Here is a 20,864-nt window from a genome sequence, read left to right as displayed (position 1 = left end):
ATTTCGATTTTCCGATGACAGCAAAGCTGTTTCATGCTTAAATGCCGGGCTCATAAAATATAAATACCGCTGGCAGAATGCTAAAAGGAGTCTCCATGTACAGCTGTTCTGATTTAAAAAAAGGCTTAAAACTACTTATTGACGGCGATCCGCACGTCATTGTTAACTTCGACTTTACCAAGCCCGGTAAGGGGCAATCCTTGTATCGATGCAAACTGCGCAACATGATCACCGGATCGCTGTTTGACCGCACCTACCGCAGCGGAGAATCTTTCGCTCCAGCCAGCTTGGAAGAACGCGACATGCAGTACCTCTATCAGGACGAAACTGGTTACGTCTTCATGGATCAGAAAAACTACGAACAAGTGGTGCTCAGCGAAGAGACTCTGGCCGACGACAAATACTTTTTGACTGACAATATGGAAGTCGAGATCCTCATGTATGGCGAAACGGCCATCGGCATCTCCCTGCCAAACTTTGTCAACCTGCGCGTCACCCAATCCGATCCCTGGGTCAAAGGTGACACCGCTGCCGGAAACAACAAACCGGCCACGGTCGAAACCGGCTTCACCCTGCAGGTTCCTTCGTTTGTTGACGAGGGCGTACTGATTCAGATTGACACACGAACCGGTGAATACGCGACACGGGTAAAAGAATAACGTGGAACCTAACTGGCAGTTGGTCCGTAAACGGCCGATACTAGAAAAACGGGCCCGGATCGTTCAATCGATCCGGGCTTTCTTTATTGAGCAGGGCTTTCTCGAAGTGGAAACGCCGCAACGCATTCCCGCCAATGCCCCTGAACTTTATATTGATGCTGTCTCTTCCGGGGACTGGTTCCTGCAAACCTCGCCAGAACTGGCGATGAAGCGCTTGCTTGCCGCTGGCTTTGGTGACATCTTCCAAATCAGCCACTGCTGGCGCGATGCAGAACGCGGCAATCGTCATCTCCCCGAATACAGTATGCTCGAATGGTACCGCCCGGACTGCGACTATCATACGTTAATGGATGACTGCGAAGATCTACTCGGTCGGTTAATTCCTGAGCAAAGGTTGAGCTATCAAAATGACCTCATCGACCTGACTCCACCCTGGCCGCGATTGACTGTACGTGACGCTTTTGCACGCTACGCGCAGACATCACTGGCTGACAGCCTCGAAATGGGTACCTTTGATGAAACCATCAGCCTGGAAATCGAACCAAACCTGCCAAGCGACCGACCGACCTTACTGATCGAATATCCAAGCAACCATGCCTCCCTCGCTCGGACCAAAAAGACTGACCCGAGCATCGCAGAACGCTTCGAACTCTATCTCGGTGGGATGGAACTGGCGAATGCCTTTTCCGAACTTGTCGACCCACAAGAACAGAAGCGGCGCTTTGCCATTGAAGAGACAGCACGCCGCGCAGTCGGGAAACCCCCATATCCCGAGCCGGTAAAATTCCTCCATGAATTAGCCGTAATGCCCCCTGCTGCGGGAATCGCTCTCGGTATCGACCGATTGGTGATGTTACTCTGCAGCTGTTCAAAAATTGATGGGGTGGTAGCCTTCTCCCCAGAACAACTCTAAGCATTCAGCGGGAAAAGAGCATACCGAAAAATAGAATGGCGTTCTTCTGAAAAATTGGCCAAAGCCAACATTATATCCCGCCAATACCAGTTCTGGTCAATAATCCCGCTTATCTCAAAACGCCATTCTAATCTCCCGCCTTTTACTGGACTTACTTCATTTCCAGCAATTACCCCGCATATCAATAACGAGACTTCAAAGAGTGAAACGCTTTTTTTTAGAAAAGTTTTCTGTTGACATGATTTTATAACAACGTATTATGTCGCGAAACGTGGCACCCACGATCACGCAGATTTTATCACAGGATGCCTAGAATTATCTTGTAAAAACAACCAGATAGCGATTTTATTTGATTTAGTTCGGCTTCATAACCGGTTTTTGGCACGATCTGATGGATGGGACCGTATTGGTCCCCCACACTATTTTGAGAGGAGTTTCTACAATGGCACATGGACCAGCAGTAAAACTGGGTAAGGACAATGCGTCCGCCTACAAAACCAAACTTGGCGTATCGATGTTCATCGTTTACACCATCCTTTACGCCATCTTCGTTGGCATCAACGCGACCAATCCAAAGGTAATGGAAACCATCATCTTCGGACAGACTGCCGCGGTTGTTTGGGGCTTCGCCTTGATCATCTTCGCACTAGTTCAAGCATTCATCTACAACCACCTCTGCACTAAAGCAGAAGTGCAGTTGAATAACTAAGGGGGATATAAATCATGGTATACACTCAATCCCCACTGGCAATCGGCCTGTTCATCACATTCGTTGCCTTTGTTCTCGGCCTGTCCTTCTACCTTGCCCGTCGCACCAGCTCTGCTGAAGGTTACTATGCAGCCGGCGGCAATATCCACTGGTTTACTAACGGCGTCGCCTTCGCTGGCGACTACCTCTCGGCAGCCTCTTTCCTCGGTATTTGCGGCATGATCGCAACTGCTGGCTACGACGGCTGGATGTATTCGATCGGCTACCTGGCAGGCTGGATCGTCGCCCTGTTCCTGGTTGCTGAGCCGATGAAGCGCCTTGGTAAATTCACCTTTACCGACGCCCTCGATTCAAAATTCAACTCCAAAGCGATTCAGCTGACCGCTGCCATCTCCACCCTGCTGGTTTCGGTCTTCTACCTGATCCCGCAGATGGTTGGTGCCGGCGTGCTGGTTCAACCGCTGCTCGGCCTGCCCCACTGGGTCGGCGTCTGTATTGTTGGTATTGTTGTTACCATCATTGTCGCTACCGCCGGTATGGCCTCGACAACCTACGTCCAGTTCTTTAAAGGTGCCCTGCTGCTGATCATGTCGACTGTCGTTGTTATCATGGTTCTAATGCGCGGCCTTTCCACTACTCCGGTTAACGATGGCGTAGAATATCACGATTTCAAGACCATGCAGGCAACTGCCGCGCTGGAAATCAGCGAGCCCGGCTTCACTGTTGTTCAAGGACTTGATTCCGACTACGGCAAAGCTGGTTTCATCAAGCTGGCCAAAAACGGCGAAGAGTCGATCTGGCAGCTCAATGCAACAGCCAGCGGCTACACCTTGGAAGAAACCCTGTTCATGGTAAAAATGGCTGACGGCACCAAAAAGTTCAATGGTGCCAACAAAGAAGAAGGCAAGTTCTTCCCGGTTGGCCACATTAAGACACTGGTCATGGACGGCAAAGAAGTCACCGCAACCGGCGCTGTCGGTCCGCTCGCCTACCTGGCAGCACTCAAAGATTCGACCATCGTGCTCTGGGGCAAGAAATACGTCAAAGAGGGTGCAAACACCACAACCATCTACTACCAGAAACCGACCCCAGGCTCTCGGGTTCTGCGTCCCGGCCTGAAGTTCAAGGTCGACAATGCGACCGGCCTGCAGAAGTTCAACTTCATCTCGTTGATGCTGGCTCTGTTCTGCGGTACTGCAGCCCTGCCACACATCCTGATTCGCTACTATACGGTTCCGAGCCAGGCCGCTGCACGTAAGTCGACTATCGTCGCTATCGCCGCCATCGGTTTCTTCTACGTCCTGACCCTGTTCCTCGGTATGGGCGCCATGACCAGTGGCGTTATCAACCTGACCGACAACAACATGTCGGCACCGCTGCTGGCCCTGTCCTTCGGTGTCATCCTGTTTGCGATTATTTCCTCGCTGGCCTTCGCTACGGTCCTGGGTACGGTTTCCGGTCTGATCGTTGCCTCTTCCGGAGCGATTGCACACGACCTGATGGACAACTTCCTCGGCATGAAGATGACCGATGCCGGCAAGGTCCGTGCGGGTAAGATCTCCGCCGTCGTGGTCGGCTGTATCGCCATCTACCTGGGGATTGTCTTCGAAGGCATGAACGTCTCCTTCTTGGTCGGCTGGGCCTTCGCGGTTGCCGCCTCGGCTAACCTGCCAGCGATCCTGATGCTGTTGTTCTGGAAAAAGACCACCGCTAAGGGCATCGCCGCCTCGATCATGGTTGGCTTGACCAGCTCCTTGGGGCTGATCTTGATCTCCCCGGACATGTGGGTCCGTTACGGCAACCTGCCGGCTGATGCACCAATCCAGTTCAACAGCCCGGCACTGATCTCGATCCCGCTCTCCTTTTTGGCCCTGGTGCTAGTCTCCTTGATGAGCCAAAAGGATATTGTGGTCGACGCCAGCGAAGTTGCCGGCGCATAAGCGCTTGTTTTACTGTTTATAATTTGCAATACTTTGGGCCGCCTTCGGGCGGCCCTCTTTTTTAAAGGACTATGAGAGATGAAAAGGTTTCGCGTCACACTAATGGTGGTCTGCCTGCTTCTCGGCTGGCTCGGATATTCCGACCTGAGTATACTCCTGCGCAACAGCGAACCACAACAGATCTCAATTGGTGACCTAATAGCGCAGGGTCCATCACAGGAATTGGTAACTGTCAGCGGCGGGTATCAGGACCTGATGCAAGCGATCAACATGTCAGGAACCATTGAAATCGATTCCTTCCTCGTCCCCCTGAAAACCTCCGCGAACACCCAAGAAATAGATGTCTGGTTTGAAACCCGCGACCCACAAATTGTCGACCTGCTAAAAACCTACTATTTCAAGTTGGACAGCGATGAGCAGACCCAAAAGTTCCTTCGTGAAAATCAGGATTATTTCACTGCTCGTCGAGATGTCACCGGGATGACTGTCGATAACCTTATTGCCGATTCAAACCGCGATAAGCTAAAAGAACTTCTACAGGAAATGAAGTTGACGGTACCAGAGAATGTTATCTTCATCAGCGAAGGGAAAGAACCTGACACTTTGCGTGGCTATTTCTTTGTCGCTATAGCGTTGATCGGCCTTATCAAACTGGCCACCGGCCTAAAATCAGCGCATAGGGGAACGGGCAGCGATGTTGGCGATACAGATTCCTGACTAATATCTATTTTGAAACGACAAAAGGCCGGAATTGCTCCGGCCTTTTGTCGTTTCAAAATAGAACAAACAGATAATACCGTTACTATATAGAACCTCACCAATAAAATAAAAAGGCTGAAGCAGCCCTGCTTCAGCCCCTAAAAGTTTTAACTTTACCCTATATAAACGCTGTGATTGCGAGCCCGGTTAGCTAAAATCGTCGGGTCTACAACCTCCCCGCAGGCGCAACACTTCCAAGCATCAAATGCACGAACAAAATCGTAATACTTCTCGGAATACATTCTCCCTTTACACTTAGGACATTTCATTTGTAACCTCCAGGCATTCGGTGTTTGCTAAGCAACTAATCCCTACTCAGACCATCTTCCCCCTAATGAATAGTTGCAGGACTCTCACTACTACACATCCCATGCCAATATTTTACCGAGACAATGCTGACTCGGCCACAAAAGACTTTAAGACGTAGTTTCAGCCAGTTACCCATCCATTTTTTTGTTACCAGCGAGAAAGTTCAACATTAAATAGACAATCAGACAATAACAACCCATAAAGTCATCACTTATCGTCATATTTTTGACGTATTTCAGAAAAACTATTCGCAGCATCCCGCATTGCGACTAATTAACAAAAGCTAACGGCATGAAAAATCTGATTATTTTTTCGCCAAGCAGAACAGACAATCAACGCCGTAAATGGATATCCATACGGAATTACAACTGTTTTACAATAATGCAGCGAAAGCCATAAAGAGAAGCAAAACTAGACAGACAAAAACGTCAATCAGGTGTCGCTTTTCCAGAAAATCGTCACTTCATTGACGGAAAGACCGCTATAAAAAAAGCCGCTCTTTCCAAAAAAGGAAAGAACGGCTTCGCAAGCTATTTATGTGGGCAATGTTTCTTCGGGCAGGACTAAAGATTGTCCTTGTGCAACTTGTAGGTCAACGCATCGGCCAACGCCTGATACGAAGCATCAATAATATTACTGCTGACCCCAACGGTTCCCCAACGCCCTTCATGATCACCCGACTCAACCAGGACCCGAGTTACCGATTCAGTCCCCTTGCCGGCGGGCAGGACACGAACTTTATAATCAAGCAGTTTAACCTCGCTCAAGCGCGGGTAGAAGCTGATCAGAGCCTTGCGCAAGGCCTTATCAAGGGCATGGACAGGACCATTGCCATCTGCCGCAGTGTGCTCAACCTTGCCACCAACCTTAACCTTGACAGTACCCTCGGATACCGGAGATTTATCGCTGTCGCGCAAAGTGTCGATGACCCGAAAGGCTGAAACGGTAAAATAATGTTTCAATTGCCCCATTGCCTTGAGCATCAGCAATTCAAAGGAAGCCTCGGCACCCTCAAATTGAAAACCCTGATTCTCTAGCTCTTTAATATCCTCGAGAATCTCCAGAGTGACAGGGTCCTTACTATCCAGCTCAATGCCGCACTCTTCCGCCTTGGCAAGAATATTGGAACGACCCGACAGGTCAGAAACCAGCACACGGGTGCGATTGCCGACCAGCTCAGGACGAATGTGCTCATAGGTTTCAGGGTGACGCTGAATTGCAGAAACGTGCACACCGCCCTTGTGGGCAAAAGCGGAATTCCCGACATAGGCCTGATGCTTGTTCGGCACCAGATTCGCCAACTCATAAACGTAGCGCGAAGCACTGCGCAGCGCCTTAAGGCTCTCATCGCTGACACAGTCTTTAGCAAACTTCAGCTTCAAGGAGGGAATAATTGAACAGAGGTTGGCATTACCGCAACGCTCACCGAAACCGTTCATCGTCCCCTGCACATGGACCGCACCACAGCTGACAGCCATCAAAGAATTGGCGACCGCGCACTCGCTATCATTGTGCGCATGAATACCGATCGGCGTAGAAATCACCTTATTCACTTCGGCCATAATCGCGGGGATTTCATGCGGCATGGTTCCGCCATTGGTATCACAAAGAACGATGCAATCGATGTTGGCAGCAGCAGCGGCCTGCAGAGTTTTAATAGCGTACTCAGGATTCGCCTTGTAACCATCAAAAAAGTGCTCGGCATCGTAGATCACTTCACCGACCCGTTGTTTGAGATAGACCAACGAGTCATTGATCAGCTCAAGATTCTCTTCGAGAGAGATCCGCAGCGCCTCGCGGACATGAAAGTCCCAAGTTTTGCCGAAAATGGTTACTGCATCAGGTTCAGCCTCAATCAGCATCTGGATATTGTTATCCTCAGCCGGCGTTACCTTGGCGCGACGGGTCGAGCCAAAAGCCGCGATTTTACTATGACTGAGTGTCTCTTTTTTGATTTCGTGAAAGAATGTGATGTCCTTCGGATTCGAACCGGGCCATCCCCCTTCAATATAGTCGATGTTCAGCTCATCAAGGCGTCTGGCAATCTGCACCTTATCCTGCACCTGAAAAGAGATATCTTCGGCCTGAGTGCCATCACGCAGCGTGGTATCGTAAATCTGAATCCGACTCATTGCATCACAACCTTTCATAGACTCGCAGCCGCTCGTTAATCCTCGTCCGCCTGCGACTTGTTTAAACCAAACGCCTCATGTAGCACGCGAACCGCCAGCTCGGTATATTTTGCGGCGATAATGCAGGACACCTTAATTTCACTGGTCGAAATCATTTCGATGTTGATTCCCTCTTTAGACAGGGTCTCAAACATGGTCTGCGCAATCCCCGAATGAGAGCGCATACCGACACCAATAATCGAAACCTTGGCAATGGCATCGTCATGCTTTACGCCACTGGCATCGATCTTCGGCGCGACGGCCTCAACAATCTTGAGGGCCTTCTTACAATCGGTTTTGGGAACGGTGAAGGTCATGTCGGTCTTGCCATCCTGGGACACATTCTGGATGATCATATCGACAGTCACCCCGGCTTCACTCAGCGGTGAAAAGATCTGTGCAGCAATACCCGGCTGATCCGGCACGCCAAAAATACTGATCTTTGCCTCATCTTTATTAAAAGCAATCCCTGAAACCAGTACGGTCTCCATCTCTGCATCCTCCTTCATCACCAGCGTCCCGGGCTTGTCATCGAAGCTCGAACGCACATGAATGACTACGTTGTATTTTTTCGCGAATTCAACACTGCGGATCTGCAGCACCTTGGCACCGAGCGAGGCCATCTCAAGCATTTCTTCATAGGAAATCTTTTCGATTTTCGAAGCCTGAGGAACCATACGCGGATCGGTGGTATAAACACCATCAACATCGGTGTAGATCTCGCAAACATCGGCTTTAAGCGCTGCAGCGACGGCAACCGCTGAGGTGTCGGAACCACCACGGCCAAGCGTGGTCACATTGCCATGCTCATCGATCCCCTGGAAACCGGCAACAATGATGATGGTGCCGTTTTTCAGATCTTCGCGAACCTTTTTATCGTCAATACTTTTGATTCGCGCGCGCGAGTGGACATTGTCAGTGAGAACCGGAATCTGCGAACCGAGATAACTCTTGGCATTGTAGCCCATCGATTGCAAGCCCATCGCGAGCAGCGCAATGGTGACCTGCTCGCCAGTTGAAACCAGAACATCGTACTCCCGCTCACTGGGAAATTCACACATTTCGTCAGCCAGAGCAACCAGGCGATTGGTGTCTCCGGCCATAGCCGAGACGATAACGACGACATCATTACCAGCGTCAAATGTTTTGGCCACTCGACGGGCAACATTGCGGATTTTCTCCACAGTTCCCACGGAGGTACCACCATATTTTTGCACTACAAGGGCCATAACAGTCCTCTTCCTCCTTATCAGAAAAAAACCGACCACAAGCAACTTGTCGCCGGCCCTGCTACAAATGTCCTAAATTACCAGAAAGACCCCTTTAATAGCAGGAAACCACCAACCGGTCAAAAGCTTTTTCCAGCGTAAGATAAGGTCATTAACGGTTACTTGGCGAGAACATTCCGGAGTTGCCGTAAAATCTTCTCAGCGGCCTCTCCCCGGGAGACAAAAGTCAGTTCGCGCAGATCTTCTTTCAGGTGAGCAATCCTGATCCACAAGCCCTCTATCTCGTCGTTTTCCAGCCGCTCGGGCCACTCGACCAGAGCAACCCCTGAACCGAAGGCGAAATCATCAAAACCGATATCCAGCAACTCATCCGGGCCACAAAGACGGTAGAGATCAAAATGATAGAGATCAAGCCGCGCCTGATAGTGATTCATCAGGGTAAAGGTGGGACTGGTGATTGGCACTTGCGGATCGACACCAAGCCCTCGGGCAATCCCCCGCGCCAAAACTGACTTGCCAGCCCCGAGATCCCCCTGCAATAGAATCAGGGCCGGCTGCTCAAGCAACCGGCCCAACTGAATTCCAAGCTCCAGGGTTTGCGCCTCTGCAGCGCTTTGAACAGACCAGCAAGACAAGATTATTTCTCCATTGTCCGAATCAAATCGAGGCGCGCGACCACACCGATCATCTCATCCGCCTCGACGACCGGAAGCAGATGGACCTTATGCTTGCTCATTAAGGCAGCAATTTCACGAACAGAATTCTCCGGAGCACAGGTGATCAGCTTTCCGGTGCAAAGCTCACCGACGGTGGTCGCAGTGATCCGATCGACCTGTTCCTTGAAACTCTTTTCGCTGTCGAGATAAAAAACACCATCAAACAAGGCCATCACTGTTGGGATATGCAATGGTTTCTGCTGCTCGACCAAGTCGGTTTCACTGATGACACCAATCAGTTTCCCCGCACTGTTGAGTACCGGCATATTGCCGAAACGGGTCTCCACAAACTTACTCGCAAGCTCCTTGATGCTGGTTTGTTCTGTGACCGTCACTACCTCGCGAGTCATGATTTCCCGAGCTGTCAGCATGCGCATACTCCTTCCCTCAATTCCCGACGGGCGATCGGGAGCTGTAAAAGCAGATCGGAAGCCGCCATCCCGACAACTCCCTGCCCGTTTGCAACCAGTTCAGCAGCCCGGCCATGTAGCCAGGCGGCCAATGCTGCGGCGGTGAAAGGCTCCATCCCTTGGGCGAGCAAGGAACCGATCAGGCCGGTAAGAACATCGCCACTGCCGCCACTGGCCAAGCCATCATTACCGCTACTATTGATCCGCACTTGGCCATCCGGAGCGGCAACAATTGTCCGTGCGCCCTTTAGCAACAGCACCACTCCATGCTCCGCCGCAAAAGCACAAGCAACGCGATAACGATCCGCCTCAATTTCGGCAACGGTTAAACCACACAGACGCGCCATCTCGCCCGGATGTGGCGTCAGCACGACCGGCGGCCCGAAACGCTGTTTAAGAAGTTCCAACTGTCCGACTAACAGATTAAGTCCATCGGCATCGATAACCAACGGCAGTTCGGTTGAGACCAACAGCCAGGTCAGCAGCTCAGACAAGTCGCTACTCTGCCCCAAACCGGGACCAAGCGCCAGCGCCTGACGTCCGTGCAACAGGTCCGCGATTTGCTCCTGCGCATCAAGACTGACGAGCCCGTCGACATCCTTAAGCGGGCAGGTCATCACCTCAGTCAACTTGATCTCTAAAATATCGTGCACAGCCGCAGGAGCGGCAACGGTGACCAAGCCACAGCCACCTCGAACAGCAGCATTACCAGCCAAGGCAGCAGCACCGCTTTTCCCTGTCGAGCCCGCCAGAAGCAACAAATGACCAAAGCTGCCCTTGTGCCCTTGCTGAGATCGGTCGGGAAGCCAATTCGCTGCCTCTTGCGCATCAACCAGCAACACATCGGAGGTTAACTCCGGCCGCCTACTGACAGGGATCCCGATATCGACAACTTCGAGAATACCAGCACATGCGGCTCCCGGATTGCTGCCATGACCGATTTTGGCATGATCAAAAGTCACCGTCAGATCCGCCTGCACAGCCGAACCGCAGACTTGACCTGTTGAGCCATCAACCCCGGAAGGGATATCGACAGAGAAGATCGGCACGCCAGAGCTATTGATGATCTCTATCGCCTCGGCGAAAAGGCCACGCACCGTCGATTTCAATCCGGTTCCGAGCATGGCATCAATAATGATTGCCGGCCCACCGGCGACAAATCCGCTACGTAACTCACGCGCATCGGCAACAAAAGAGACCGGTTCGCCCAGTTTAAGCAGCACCTCGAGCATAATCGCCGCATCACCAGCGATATCCTCGGCACAACCAAGCACCAGCGTCTGAACCTGCCAGCCCATTTCGGCGAGCAAACGGGCCATCACATAGCCATCGCCACCATTGTTGCCCTTTCCGGCCAAAACCAGCACCGGCCCAGGAAAAAGCTTGCTTAACTCGTGGCAGAAGACATCGCTGGCCGCGCGGCCGGCATTTTCCATCAAGACCACACCGGGAATACCGATTTGCTTGATCGCCTGCCGATCGATCGCCTGCATTTCTTCTGCTTGAATCAAACGCATCAGGACTCCAGAATCACCGTCGCGACAGCATAATCGCCATCATGAGAATAACTCAAATGGGTTGCGCTGACACCGCGCTCAGCGAGCATTTCTGCCGCCCTCCCGGAAAGCTGCAACGTTGGGCAACCAAGTTGATCGCGTACAACCACCACCTGCTGCCAGGAGAGTCCATCCCGCAGACCTGTTCCCAGCGCCTTGAGAAACGCTTCCTTGGCCGCAAAGCGAGCAGCGAAATGCGATGCGGGGTTCTTCATCTGCAACGCATACTGCCGTTCTTCAATACTAAAGATGCGCTCCAGCACCTTGTTGCCTGGCACTAGAAATTTGCGAAAGCGCTCTATCCTGGCCAGGTCGGTACCGATGCCGACAATCGCCACGCGGTTAACCTTTCAACAGTTCCAGCATTTCACGCACCGCTCGCTCCATACCGACAAGAGAAGCGCGGGCGACGATGCTATGACCGATGTTAAATTCCTCAATCCCCTTCAAGGCTACCACTGGGGCAATATTCTGATAATTGAGACCATGCCCAGCGTTAACCCCAAGTCCCAGTTTACGAGCGGCACTGATCGCCAATTCGATCCGCTGCAATTGTTCGCGCTTGTCAGCATCGGTACGCATTTCACAATAGGTGCCGGTATGAATCTCAATATAATCCGCTCCAACCTTGTGGCTGGCCTTGATCTGTTCCAGGTCGGGTTCAATAAACAGACTGACAACAATCCCAGCCTGCTTGAGCAGGACAATTTTCTGTTTCAGCGTTGAACGCAGCAGGTTGACATCCAAGCCCCCCTCGGTGGTCAACTCGTGACGTCCTTCGGGAACCAAGGTCACTGCATCAGGTAACAGTTTCAATGCAAAACTGACCATCTCTTCGGTCAGCGCCATTTCCAGATTGAGTCGGGTCTGAATCGTCTTCCTCAAGATTTCGACATCCCGATCCTGGATATGACGGCGATCTTCGCGTAAATGAACGGTAATGCCGTGAGCACCAGCCAGCTCGGCCAGCATGGCCGCGGCGACGGGGTCTGGTTCAGCGACGCCACGGGCCTGACGGATTGTTGCGATATGATCGACGTTGATTCCTAGTTTGGCCAAAACTTCTGCTCCTAGACACAGTAACAAGAATAATTATTATAGCGTTGTTTTCAATTATGCGCCGAGATGCTCACGAACCGCACTAGCCACACTATCGGCCAGTTCGACAATTCGTAGTTGATTTTCACCTTCGATCATAACCCGCAACAGGGGCTCAGTGCCGGAATAACGAACTAGCACCCGGCCCTTGCCGGAAAGCTCTGCCTCAACCTCATCGATAGCCTGCTTGATCGGAGCGATATCGGCCAAATCTGCTTTTTCCCGCACCCGTACATTGACCAGAACCTGCGGCAGAGAGGTCATGACCTTTGCTAGTTCGGACAAAGGCTTGCCGCTGCGCTGGAGAATCGCCAGAACCTGCAACGCTGATAGCGTCCCGTCTCCAGTGGTAATGTGATCGAGAAAAATCATGTGTCCCGACTGCTCACCACCCAAGTTGTATCCTTCTTTACGCATTTCTTCGACCACGTAACGATCGCCGACTCCGGTCCGGACGACCTTCCCGCCGGCCTTAGTCATGGCAATATCCAGCCCCATATTGCTCATCACCGTGGCGACCACAGTCTTTTTATTCAGCTTACCTTCTTTGAGCAGTTCGGTGCCGCAGATCGCCATGATGTGATCGCCATCAACCTCGAGACCCTTTTCATCGACGAAGATAACCCGGTCGGCATCGCCATCGAGGGCAATTCCCAAATCGGCACGATATTCACGCACTTTTTCCGCCATCACCTCAGGATGCAACGAGCCGCACCCCTCATTGATATTAACGCCGTTCGGCTTCACACCAAGCGTGATCACTTCGGCACCCAGCTCCTCCAGAACTGCCGGGGCAACCTTGTAGCCAGCACCATGAGCACAATCGAGAACAATCCGCAAACCCTGCAGATCGAGATCACGCGGGAAGGTGTTTTTCAGATAAACAATATAGCGGCCGATAGCATCATCGATGCGGTAGGCCTTACCAACATCATCGGCAACCGGCCGAAGATCATCCAAACGGTTGTTAAGAATCAGGTCCTCAATTTCCAATTCCAGCTCATCGGGCAGCTTGAAACCATCGTGAGAAAAAAACTTAATGCCGTTATCCTGGTAAGCATTATGTGACGCACTGATCACGACACCGGCATCAGCCCGCATAGACGCAGTAATAAATGCGATCCCAGGGGTCGGTAACGGCCCGACCAGCAGGACATCTACTCCCATCGAGCAGATCCCCGCCACCATGGCATTTTCGAGCATATAGCCGGACAGTCGCGTGTCTTTACCGATCACAATCCGATGGCGGCTCTTGTCCTTTTTAAAAACATAAGCGGCCGCGCGGCCCAACTGCATTGCCATTTCGGTGGTCATCGGTTCGATATTGGCAACACCGCGCACCCCGTCGGTACCAAACAGTCTCTTTTCCATCAAAGCTTATCCCCTTCTGAATTTACTTCAGATTTCTGCTGTTCCAGATTTTCCGTATCCACGTCCACAGGAAGGTCCACAGCCTGAATTTCCACCTGTACCTCAGTCGTTTTTTCAACCTTAAAATAAGTATAGTTCCCCTGATGAACCAGCGGCACAATCAACGAAAAACCCTCATTGACCCCGTTGAGATCGACCGGATCAGTGGTCACTTCGCTGACGCTTTTCAGTTCTGACTCAGCCCCCTCAATAACAATTCTCCCCGGCACGGCACTGACGCGTCCGACCTGATAGCCCTGCAATGGCTCCCCGGTCAGGGCAATTTTTACCGGCACCCGTTTCTGTTTTATCCGCTCCAACTTAAGATCGATAAAAGACGGAGAAAGACGGGTGACCCGCAAACCGCTCGGCAAGTTAAGTCGCTCTTCCAAGCGTTTAAAGGTCGTCAAACCAGGTTGTAAATCAGCCAGATCGACAACAATGCTGATGTCGTTGGGACTAACCTTCATCAGGAGAGTGCGCGGGCCACTGACACGGACGTCCACCAGGCTGGGGATTTCGTTGGCGACCATCAGTTCTGCCGGAATATTCTGCAACTCCAGCGGAACTCGGTAGCCGACTTCCAGCCGACGTTCGCCCATAATAAACATCCACAGCACCACGGCAAAAATCAGCGAGATCAGCTTCAATGTCCAGTTTTCTGTCAACAGCTTGAACATTGCCGCTCACCCCTTCTTCTTACTTTTAGTCTTGCTCTTGGCTTTACGTGGTTCCAGCAACCGCCCGAGAACCTTTTTCAGACTGGTGGCATCCAGGTTGCGGGTGATACCACCATTAACAGCAACCGAAATCTTTCCGGTTTCCTCGGAAACAATGATGGCGATGGCATCCGCCAACTCGGTCATGCCGATAGCGGCACGGTGCCTCGTTCCGAGCGCCTTGCTGATATCGCGGCTCTGGCTCAACGGCAGAAAACAACCGGCCATCTTTAACTGCCCCTGCTGGATCACCAATGCACCGTCATGAATCGGCGAGGTCGGCATAAAAATCGCCCGGATTAGCTCATTGGAGACACGGGCATCGACAGCAACGCCCGATTCAAGAATATCGTTAATCCCGGTTTCACGCTCGATAGCGATCAGCGCACCGATTTTACGGTTACCCAATGCCACACAAGCCTTAACCAGTTCATCGATGACTTCTGACTCCTCGCGATAAGTCATTCCGCCAAAAAATGGGTTTCGGCCAACATGCATCAGGGCGCGACGAATATCACTTTGAAAGATAACCACGATGACCAGGATAATCGAAGAAAGAAAATTACTTAAAAACCAATTGAGGGTATGCAGGTCGCCAACCCGCGAAGCAAGGTAGACAACCAGAATGACCGCCAGACCGAGCAGCATCTGCACCGCCCGGGTTCCCTTGATCAGAAAGATGATCCGATAGATGATAAATGCAACGATACTAATATCGAGCAGATCAAGAAGACGTATATTAGCAAACACATCAAACATTGCAGTGCCCACCGACCGGACAGAGGGAAATTAGAATAGCAGAAACGTTAACAATAAAACCTGCTCTAAAACAGAAAAAAGAGAGACTTAGGGAAGTTTTTTCTCACGAATAGCCCAAGCAACCAATGCCACGTCACAAGCCGGGCGCACATCATGGACTCTGAATAGTTGCACCCCCTGTTCAACGCCAAGAGCAACCGTCGCCAGAGTCCCAGATAACCGCTCCAGCGGTTCATCCCGATCGAGGATCTGACCAATAATTTTTTTCCGCGATGTCCCGAGCAGAACTGGACAGCCAAAACGGTGAAAGTCTCTTAGATGATGTAACAGTTCAAGATTACCGAGCGCACCTTTACCAAACCCGATACCGGGATCGACCGCCAACCGGTCCAGCTCAACGCCGGCCGCGAGAGCAGTATCGATACTTTGCTGCAGACAACCCAGCACTTCTTCACGCACATTCCGATATCCGGTATCCTGCTGCATAACCGCTGAACGACCACGGGTATGCATAAGAAACAGTCCCGCCGAAGTCCCGGCCGCAACCTCGGCCATCTGCGGATCAAACGTCAGACCGCTGATATCATTAATAAAGTTGGCGCCGGCGGCCATCGCTTCGCGAGCCACCGACGCCTTATTTGTATCGATCGAAATCGGCAACGCAGTCTCTCGCCGCAATGCCTCTATCACTGGAATGACCCGCTCTAACTCTTGGCCCTCGGGCACTGGAAGCGCCCCCGGACGAGTGCTTTCCCCGCCAATATCAAGCAGGTCAGCACCATCCTTCTCCATCCTCAAGCCCTGCAATAAGGCCTGCTGCGGGTCGACATAGCGACCGCCATCGGAAAAGGAATCGGGGGTGACATTGAGCACCCCCATGATGCAGGGGCGGCTTAAATCGAGCAGGCAATCACGCCCGCGCAACTGCCGCGCCAGCAACGGTGTCACGCCTCTGGCGTCTCCTGTGCGGGCTCAGAAGCGGCCGTAACTGCCGGTTCCTCTGCAGCAGCCCCTGCCTCGTCAGAGGCGAAAGGGTCTGCAACCACCTTCGGTTGCAGATAATCAGGCACTCCATCAGGAAAAACAATTGCCCGCACTTCAGCACCTTCGAGGGTCTCTTTTTCCAGTAACTCTTCTGACAAAGCAATCAACTGTGGCTGATGTTCGTTGAGCGCCTTGCGGGTGACGGCAAGGTTATCGAGCACGATACGACGGATTTCGTTATCCAGATCAACTGCCGTAGCCTCGCTGTAATTTTTCATATGGCCCATGTCGCGACCGAGAAAGACTTCCCCGCCCTCTTTCTCGCCGAAGGTTAGGGGTCCAATTTTTTCGCTCATGCCCCACTCACAAACCATCTTACGGGCAATTGCAGTAACTCGCTCGAGATCGTTACTGGCGCCGCTGGTGACCGACTCGAAGGTCAATTCCTCGGCAACCCGACCACCGAGCAGGGAGCGGATACGGATATTCAGGCCCATCGCGGTTTCGTTGTATTTTTCTTCGGTGGGCATATACATGGTGACGCCCATGGCCCGACCGCGAGGGATTATTGAGACCTTATGCACCGGATCGGAGCCCGGGGTCAGCAGCGAGATCAGCGCGTGTCCACCCTCATGGTAAGCGGTGACACGTTTCTCTTCTTCGGTAATCACCATCGAGCGACGCTCGGCGCCCATCAACACTTTGTCTTTGGCCGACTCCATATCGTCCCTGCCGACCGTAGTCTTGTTGGAACGGGCAGCCAACAAAGCACCTTCGTTAATCAGGTTGGCCAAATCGGCACCTGAAAAACCAGGGGTTCCCTTGGCAATCACACGGAGATCGACCGATTCATCCATCGGTACCTTACGGGAGTGAACCTGCAGAATTTTCAAGCGGCCCTTAACATCGGGACGCGGCACAACGACCTGACGGTCGAAACGGCCCGGACGCAGCAGCGCCGGGTCAAGAACATCAGGACGATTGGTTGCGGCGACCAGAATAACCCCTTCGTTCGATTCAAAGCCATCCATCTCGACCAGCAACTGATTGAGAGTCTGCTCACGCTCATCGTGTCCACCACCCAGACCGGCCCCCCGATGACGACCGACAGCATCGATCTCATCGATGAAGATAATACAGGGAGCATTCTTTTTGCCCTGCAGGAACAGGTCGCGAACACGACTGGCTCCAACACCAACAAACATCTCGACAAAATCGGAACCAGAGATAGTAAAGAAAGGCACCCCTGCTTCACCAGCCACGGAACGGGCCAGCAAGGTTTTACCAGTACCTGGAGCACCGACCAGCAGAACACCCTTAGGAATTTTACCGCCCAGCTTGGTAAACTTCTTCGGGTCACGTAGGAATTCAACAACCTCTTCAAGTTCTTGCTTGGCCTCATCAACACCGGCCACATCCTTGAAAGTCACTTGCCCCTGGGTATCGGTCAGCAGCTTGGCTTTGCTTTTACCAAAGCTCATCGCCTTACCACCACCAGACTGCATCTGACGCATGAAGAAAATCCAGACAGCGATCAGCAACAGGATCGGCCCCCAGGAGATCAGCAGGGTAAACCAGAAGCCCTGATCATCAACCGGCTTGGCTTCAATGATGATGCCCTTCTCTTTCAATTCTGGAATCAACTGCATATCCGGCGGAGCGATGGTTTGAAACTTGACACCATCTTCGTAAACGCCGTTGATCTGCGATCCCTGCATCGTGATGTTGGTCACTTGGCCCGAATCGACAGCAGTCAAAAACTCAGTGTAGTTAATCGGCTTCTGTTCACTTTCACGCTGGGTCATCATGTTGAACAGCATGATCATCAACAGAGAAATGACCAGCCACAAAGCTAGGTTTTTCTGGAATTGGCTCACATTACCCCCTATGGAGTTTAGAGACGATATCAATAAAACTTATCGACAAAATAAAATAACTGAACTGGCAGAAAAAATTACCATAAAGAGGGCCGACTCACAAGGGCTTTGTCCTCTTTTTCCCTTTCATCAAAGCAGCTCCAAATGCAAGATTTTCCTTGAGTTGGCAGCGGCGGGGGCATGGCAGGAGCGGCGCATTCCGGCCAGCCACAAAATCGTGGCGCCCGAAACCAGCAACGGCACCTGGGAGCGCTCCTCTAACTCGATTTTCTGGTCGCCAAAATAGCGCTTGAGCTTCTTACTGCCAGCCATGCCTTGCGGCACGAAACGATCACCAGCCTGCCAACTCCGAATCCGCAAGGGGCCACACAACTCAGCATGGTCAAATTCGGCAACCCGTAAAGATTCGTCTCCCACCTCATCCCGCCACAGAGCTCGCAAGGTTCGACCACAGGGCAGCTGCAACTCGCCCGGAACGGATAGCGACAGACTATAGGAGGGTAGCGCCACTGCAGCCTCTTTCCGCAGCCAGAGACTTCCGTAACGCCGCGCGACCCAGCAACCGGGCAGATCGAGCTGAGCCTGACTTCGCTCCCCCAGCAACATATCCGTAACCGCTCGCAAATGGACCGCTTCAAGCCGCCGCAAATCACCTCGAACCTGACGCAACGCCTCACGCAGCACACGTCCCCGCAGGGCTTCCGGCAAAGCCAAAAGCAGTTGACGATCAAGTCGCAAACCATCATCCGAAGAAATCACCAAGCCGGGGAGAACTTCTGCAACCTGTCGCTGCCAGTAATCTTCATCAGCCCGTAATTGCCGACACAGCTCGCTCAACCGCTCATCCAGTTGGGGGTTGATCTCCCTTAACTGCGGCAACACGTGATGACGCAAACGATTGCGCAGATAGATCGGATCCTTATTACTGGCATCCTCAACCCAGGCAATTTGATGGCCCTCGGCATAAGCCATGATTTCTGCCCGCCGGCAATCGAGCAACGGCCGCCACCAGAGCCCACACCGTGCCTGCATCGCAGCAAGGCCGCTGGTCCCACTCCCTCGCAGCAGCCGCTGGAAAAAGGTCTCCACCTGATCGTCACGATGATGAGCCAGAACAATCGCAACTGCCTCGACCTCCCCGCCCTTGCGCAACAAAAATTCGCGTCGGGCCTGCCGTCCCGCCATCTCCAGGCTCAGCTTCCCGGTCGTAGCCAAGGCGGGCACATCACAGCTCTCAACAAAACAAGGGATTTGCCATTCGGCACACAGCTGCCGAACAAAATCGGCATCATGTGAACTTTCGGGACGAATTTGATGATCGAGATGGGCGACCTGCAGGCGCAAATCAAAGCGGCTAGCAGCAGAGCAGAGCATGTGTAGCAGCACCACCGAATCGACACCACCGGAGACAGCGACCAACAGGCCCGCCCCCGCGGCAAAGTGAGCTGCATGGATCTGGCGTTCAAGCTGATGTTGCATAGTGAAGCGCCCTAGGCAAGATGAAGGAAAAGACGAAATGTGCCCGGCAGAATTCAAACAGAAAACAAAAAGCCCTCCCCGATACCGGGAAGGGCTTGATGATGGTGGCGGTGCAGAGATTCGAACTCCGGACACTGCGGATATGAGCCGCATGCTCTAACCAACTGAGCTACACCGCCGAACTGCTTTATCGTCAACCTCCTGTCCGGAGGGATCGGCTTTGGTTGCGGGAGAAGGATTTGAACCTCCGACCTTCGGGTTATGAGCCCGACGAGCTACCAGACTGCTCCATCCCGCGACACGAGGCAGGAAAATAGTACTCCACCCGAAAAATGTCAAGCAAAAAAAGACCCCCAGCCGCCGCAAACGACAATGGTCTCCCCTCAGCCCAAAGCGAGCGCCTGTTCTTTTTACTGGTGCGAGATAAATCCTTTGATTTGTTCTTTTTTCTCCACCAACAGCTGGACCTCTTTGGCAACGGCAGCATCAGCATACGGGCCAAGCCTAACCCTGTACCAGAGCCCCTTACTACCCAGGTCAGCTTCAACAACAAATGCCGGCAGCCCCTTGCTAATTAGACGTTGCCGAAAAGCACCAGCATCGCCCGCAGCCGCAAAAGAGCCAACCTGCACAGCAAAGTCGCCTTTCGGATCACTCGCTGGCAGATCCGCCGACTCTGCCGCTATGGACATTGCCTCAACCGAAGCAACCTTGGCGAGGGTAACGGTCGGGGTGGTTTTTTTTACAATCGGCACATCCGGCAAATTGATCGGCGGCTGAGTCGTTTTCTTTGCCACAACAGCAGTAGCTGGCGGCAGGTTGATGCCACTGCCAAGCGGTGCAGTATCCTCCTTGGCCAAACTATCATAAAAAGTCAACTTGGGATCTCCGGCTGGTTGCTCTTGCGGCAACGTAAGCGGAGCCTGTTCTGCGACTTGCTGTTCAGCCTGAGGGGCTGCGCCCGCTACCGATTGCGTCGGAGCCTTGGCCACCAGGATTTTTTCGGCGGCCTGCTGTTTTAACGCTAAATCGCGCTCGACTCCACGTCGACCGACTACAACTCCGAGGGTAAAACTGGCCAGAGAAACCGCCAGCACCAGCACCAGTAAAAGCAGTGCCTGCTTTTTCTCCATCCGCCGCTCGGTCCGGGTTTTTGTTGTCGCCATC

General features: G+C 52.4%; 19 protein-coding genes and 2 tRNA genes. 5 read left to right on the top strand and 16 right to left on the bottom strand.

Going from position 1 to position 20,864, the window contains the following annotated elements:
• Positions 1–95 precede the first annotated feature (95 nt).
• From efp to ACZ5PT_RS09750, 5 genes are all read left to right on the top strand, one after another.
• Positions 96–659 (top strand): elongation factor P, encoded by a 564-nt coding sequence (efp, locus tag ACZ5PT_RS09770; protein WP_464266633.1) that lies wholly within the window; start codon positions 96–98, stop codon positions 657–659.
• 1 nt (position 660) lies between these two features.
• Positions 661–1,572 (top strand): EF-P lysine aminoacylase EpmA, encoded by a 912-nt coding sequence (gene epmA / locus ACZ5PT_RS09765; RefSeq protein WP_464266632.1) that lies wholly within the window; start codon positions 661–663, stop codon positions 1,570–1,572.
• A 442-nt stretch (positions 1,573–2,014) separates the two neighbouring features.
• Entirely contained in the window at positions 2,015–2,281 is a 267-nt protein-coding gene (locus ACZ5PT_RS09760; RefSeq protein ID WP_464266631.1) for a DUF485 domain-containing protein, read from the top strand.
• 14 nt (positions 2,282–2,295) lie between these two features.
• A complete protein-coding gene (locus tag ACZ5PT_RS09755) occupies positions 2,296–4,221 on the top strand; it encodes a sodium/solute symporter (RefSeq protein ID WP_464266630.1) in 1,926 nt (641 codons plus the stop codon).
• A 78-nt stretch (positions 4,222–4,299) separates the two neighbouring features.
• Complete coding sequence (locus ACZ5PT_RS09750; RefSeq protein ID WP_464266629.1) at positions 4,300–4,938, top strand: hypothetical protein; 639 nt, start codon at positions 4,300–4,302, stop codon at positions 4,936–4,938.
• Positions 4,939–5,852: 914 nt separating this feature from the next.
• Here ACZ5PT_RS09750 and cimA read toward each other — a convergent pair.
• From cimA to ACZ5PT_RS09670, 16 genes are all read right to left on the bottom strand, one after another.
• On the bottom strand, positions 5,853–7,421 hold the full coding sequence (cimA, locus tag ACZ5PT_RS09745) for a citramalate synthase (RefSeq protein ID WP_464266628.1): 1,569 nt from the start codon (positions 7,419–7,421) through the stop codon (positions 5,853–5,855).
• Between the two features lie 35 nt (positions 7,422–7,456).
• Positions 7,457–8,689 carry an aspartate kinase gene (locus ACZ5PT_RS09740; RefSeq protein WP_464266627.1) on the bottom strand — a complete coding sequence of 411 codons (1,233 nt, stop codon included), beginning with the start codon at positions 8,687–8,689 and terminating at the stop codon, positions 7,457–7,459.
• A gap of 158 nt (positions 8,690–8,847) precedes the next feature.
• Entirely contained in the window at positions 8,848–9,324 is a 477-nt protein-coding gene (gene tsaE, locus ACZ5PT_RS09735) for a tRNA (adenosine(37)-N6)-threonylcarbamoyltransferase complex ATPase subunit type 1 TsaE (protein WP_464266626.1), read from the bottom strand.
• 2 nt (positions 9,325–9,326) lie between these two features.
• A complete protein-coding gene (locus ACZ5PT_RS09730) occupies positions 9,327–9,776 on the bottom strand; it encodes a CBS domain-containing protein (RefSeq protein ID WP_464266625.1) in 450 nt (149 codons plus the stop codon).
• A complete protein-coding gene (locus ACZ5PT_RS09725) occupies positions 9,770–11,332 on the bottom strand; it encodes an NAD(P)H-hydrate dehydratase (RefSeq protein WP_464266624.1) in 1,563 nt (520 codons plus the stop codon). The genes ACZ5PT_RS09730 and ACZ5PT_RS09725 overlap by 7 nt, the downstream gene beginning before the upstream one ends.
• Complete coding sequence (locus ACZ5PT_RS09720) at positions 11,332–11,709, bottom strand: holo-ACP synthase (RefSeq protein ID WP_464266623.1); 378 nt, start codon at positions 11,707–11,709, stop codon at positions 11,332–11,334. The genes ACZ5PT_RS09725 and ACZ5PT_RS09720 overlap by 1 nt, the downstream gene beginning before the upstream one ends.
• Positions 11,710–11,713: 4 nt before the next feature.
• The gene (locus ACZ5PT_RS09715) at positions 11,714–12,430 is read right to left on the bottom strand and encodes a pyridoxine 5'-phosphate synthase (RefSeq protein WP_464266622.1); all 717 of its coding nucleotides are present in this window, start codon (positions 12,428–12,430) and stop codon (positions 11,714–11,716) included.
• A 54-nt stretch (positions 12,431–12,484) separates the two neighbouring features.
• Positions 12,485–13,840, bottom strand: a complete 1,356-nt coding sequence (glmM, locus tag ACZ5PT_RS09710) for a phosphoglucosamine mutase (protein WP_464266621.1) — start codon at positions 13,838–13,840, stop codon at positions 12,485–12,487.
• Positions 13,840–14,559, bottom strand: a complete 720-nt coding sequence (locus ACZ5PT_RS09705; RefSeq protein ID WP_464266620.1) for a CdaR family protein — start codon at positions 14,557–14,559, stop codon at positions 13,840–13,842. The genes glmM and ACZ5PT_RS09705 overlap by 1 nt, the downstream gene beginning before the upstream one ends.
• Before the next feature lie 6 nt (positions 14,560–14,565).
• A complete protein-coding gene (cdaA, locus tag ACZ5PT_RS09700; RefSeq protein WP_464266619.1) occupies positions 14,566–15,357 on the bottom strand; it encodes a diadenylate cyclase CdaA in 792 nt (263 codons plus the stop codon).
• Between the two features lie 87 nt (positions 15,358–15,444).
• A complete protein-coding gene (gene folP / locus ACZ5PT_RS09695; RefSeq protein WP_464266618.1) occupies positions 15,445–16,305 on the bottom strand; it encodes a dihydropteroate synthase in 861 nt (286 codons plus the stop codon).
• Positions 16,302–18,218, bottom strand: coding sequence for an ATP-dependent zinc metalloprotease FtsH (ftsH, locus tag ACZ5PT_RS09690; protein ID WP_464266617.1), 1,917 nt, complete (start codon positions 18,216–18,218; stop codon positions 16,302–16,304). The genes folP and ftsH overlap by 4 nt, the downstream gene beginning before the upstream one ends.
• Before the next feature lie 129 nt (positions 18,219–18,347).
• Positions 18,348–19,697 carry a tRNA lysidine(34) synthetase TilS gene (gene tilS, locus ACZ5PT_RS09685; protein WP_464266616.1) on the bottom strand — a complete coding sequence of 450 codons (1,350 nt, stop codon included), beginning with the start codon at positions 19,695–19,697 and terminating at the stop codon, positions 18,348–18,350.
• Positions 19,698–19,799: 102 nt separating this feature from the next.
• Positions 19,800–19,876: transfer RNA gene (locus tag ACZ5PT_RS09680), tRNA-Met, on the bottom strand.
• A gap of 42 nt (positions 19,877–19,918) precedes the next feature.
• A tRNA-Met gene (locus ACZ5PT_RS09675) sits at positions 19,919–19,995 on the bottom strand.
• A 112-nt stretch (positions 19,996–20,107) separates the two neighbouring features.
• Positions 20,108–20,863, bottom strand: a complete 756-nt coding sequence (locus tag ACZ5PT_RS09670) for an SPOR domain-containing protein (RefSeq protein ID WP_464266615.1) — start codon at positions 20,861–20,863, stop codon at positions 20,108–20,110.
• Between the last annotated feature and the right edge of the window lies 1 nt (position 20,864).

It is taken from the genome of Desulfuromusa ferrireducens (assembly GCF_055389805.1).
Note: the sequence above shows the minus strand (reverse complement) of the source record. Positions and strands in the feature narration are given on the sequence as shown.

Bases quoted from the DNA above. Each gene is read 5' to 3' on its own strand.
- ACZ5PT_RS09740 (WP_464266627.1), bottom strand. From the start codon at position 8,689: ATGGCCCTTGTAGTGCAAAAATATGGTGGTACCTCCGTGGGAACTGTG.
- ACZ5PT_RS09705 (WP_464266620.1), bottom strand. From the start codon at position 14,559: ATGTTCAAGCTGTTGACAGAAAACTGGACATTGAAGCTGATCTCGCTG.
- ACZ5PT_RS09725 (WP_464266624.1), bottom strand. From the start codon at position 11,332: ATGCGTTTGATTCAAGCAGAAGAAATGCAGGCGATCGATCGGCAGGCG.
- tilS (WP_464266616.1), bottom strand. From the start codon at position 19,697: ATGCAACATCAGCTTGAACGCCAGATCCATGCAGCTCACTTTGCCGCG.
- cimA (WP_464266628.1), bottom strand. From the start codon at position 7,421: ATGAGTCGGATTCAGATTTACGATACCACGCTGCGTGATGGCACTCAG.
- glmM (WP_464266621.1), bottom strand. From the start codon at position 13,840: ATGGAAAAGAGACTGTTTGGTACCGACGGGGTGCGCGGTGTTGCCAAT.
- ACZ5PT_RS09670 (WP_464266615.1), bottom strand. From the start codon at position 20,863: ATGGCGACAACAAAAACCCGGACCGAGCGGCGGATGGAGAAAAAGCAG.
- cdaA (WP_464266619.1), bottom strand. From the start codon at position 15,357: ATGTTTGATGTGTTTGCTAATATACGTCTTCTTGATCTGCTCGATATT.
- ACZ5PT_RS09750 (WP_464266629.1), top strand. From the start codon at position 4,300: ATGAAAAGGTTTCGCGTCACACTAATGGTGGTCTGCCTGCTTCTCGGC.
- ACZ5PT_RS09730 (WP_464266625.1), bottom strand. From the start codon at position 9,776: ATGCTGACAGCTCGGGAAATCATGACTCGCGAGGTAGTGACGGTCACA.
- efp (WP_464266633.1), top strand. From the start codon at position 96: ATGTACAGCTGTTCTGATTTAAAAAAAGGCTTAAAACTACTTATTGAC.
- ACZ5PT_RS09760 (WP_464266631.1), top strand. From the start codon at position 2,015: ATGGCACATGGACCAGCAGTAAAACTGGGTAAGGACAATGCGTCCGCC.
- ACZ5PT_RS09755 (WP_464266630.1), top strand. From the start codon at position 2,296: ATGGTATACACTCAATCCCCACTGGCAATCGGCCTGTTCATCACATTC.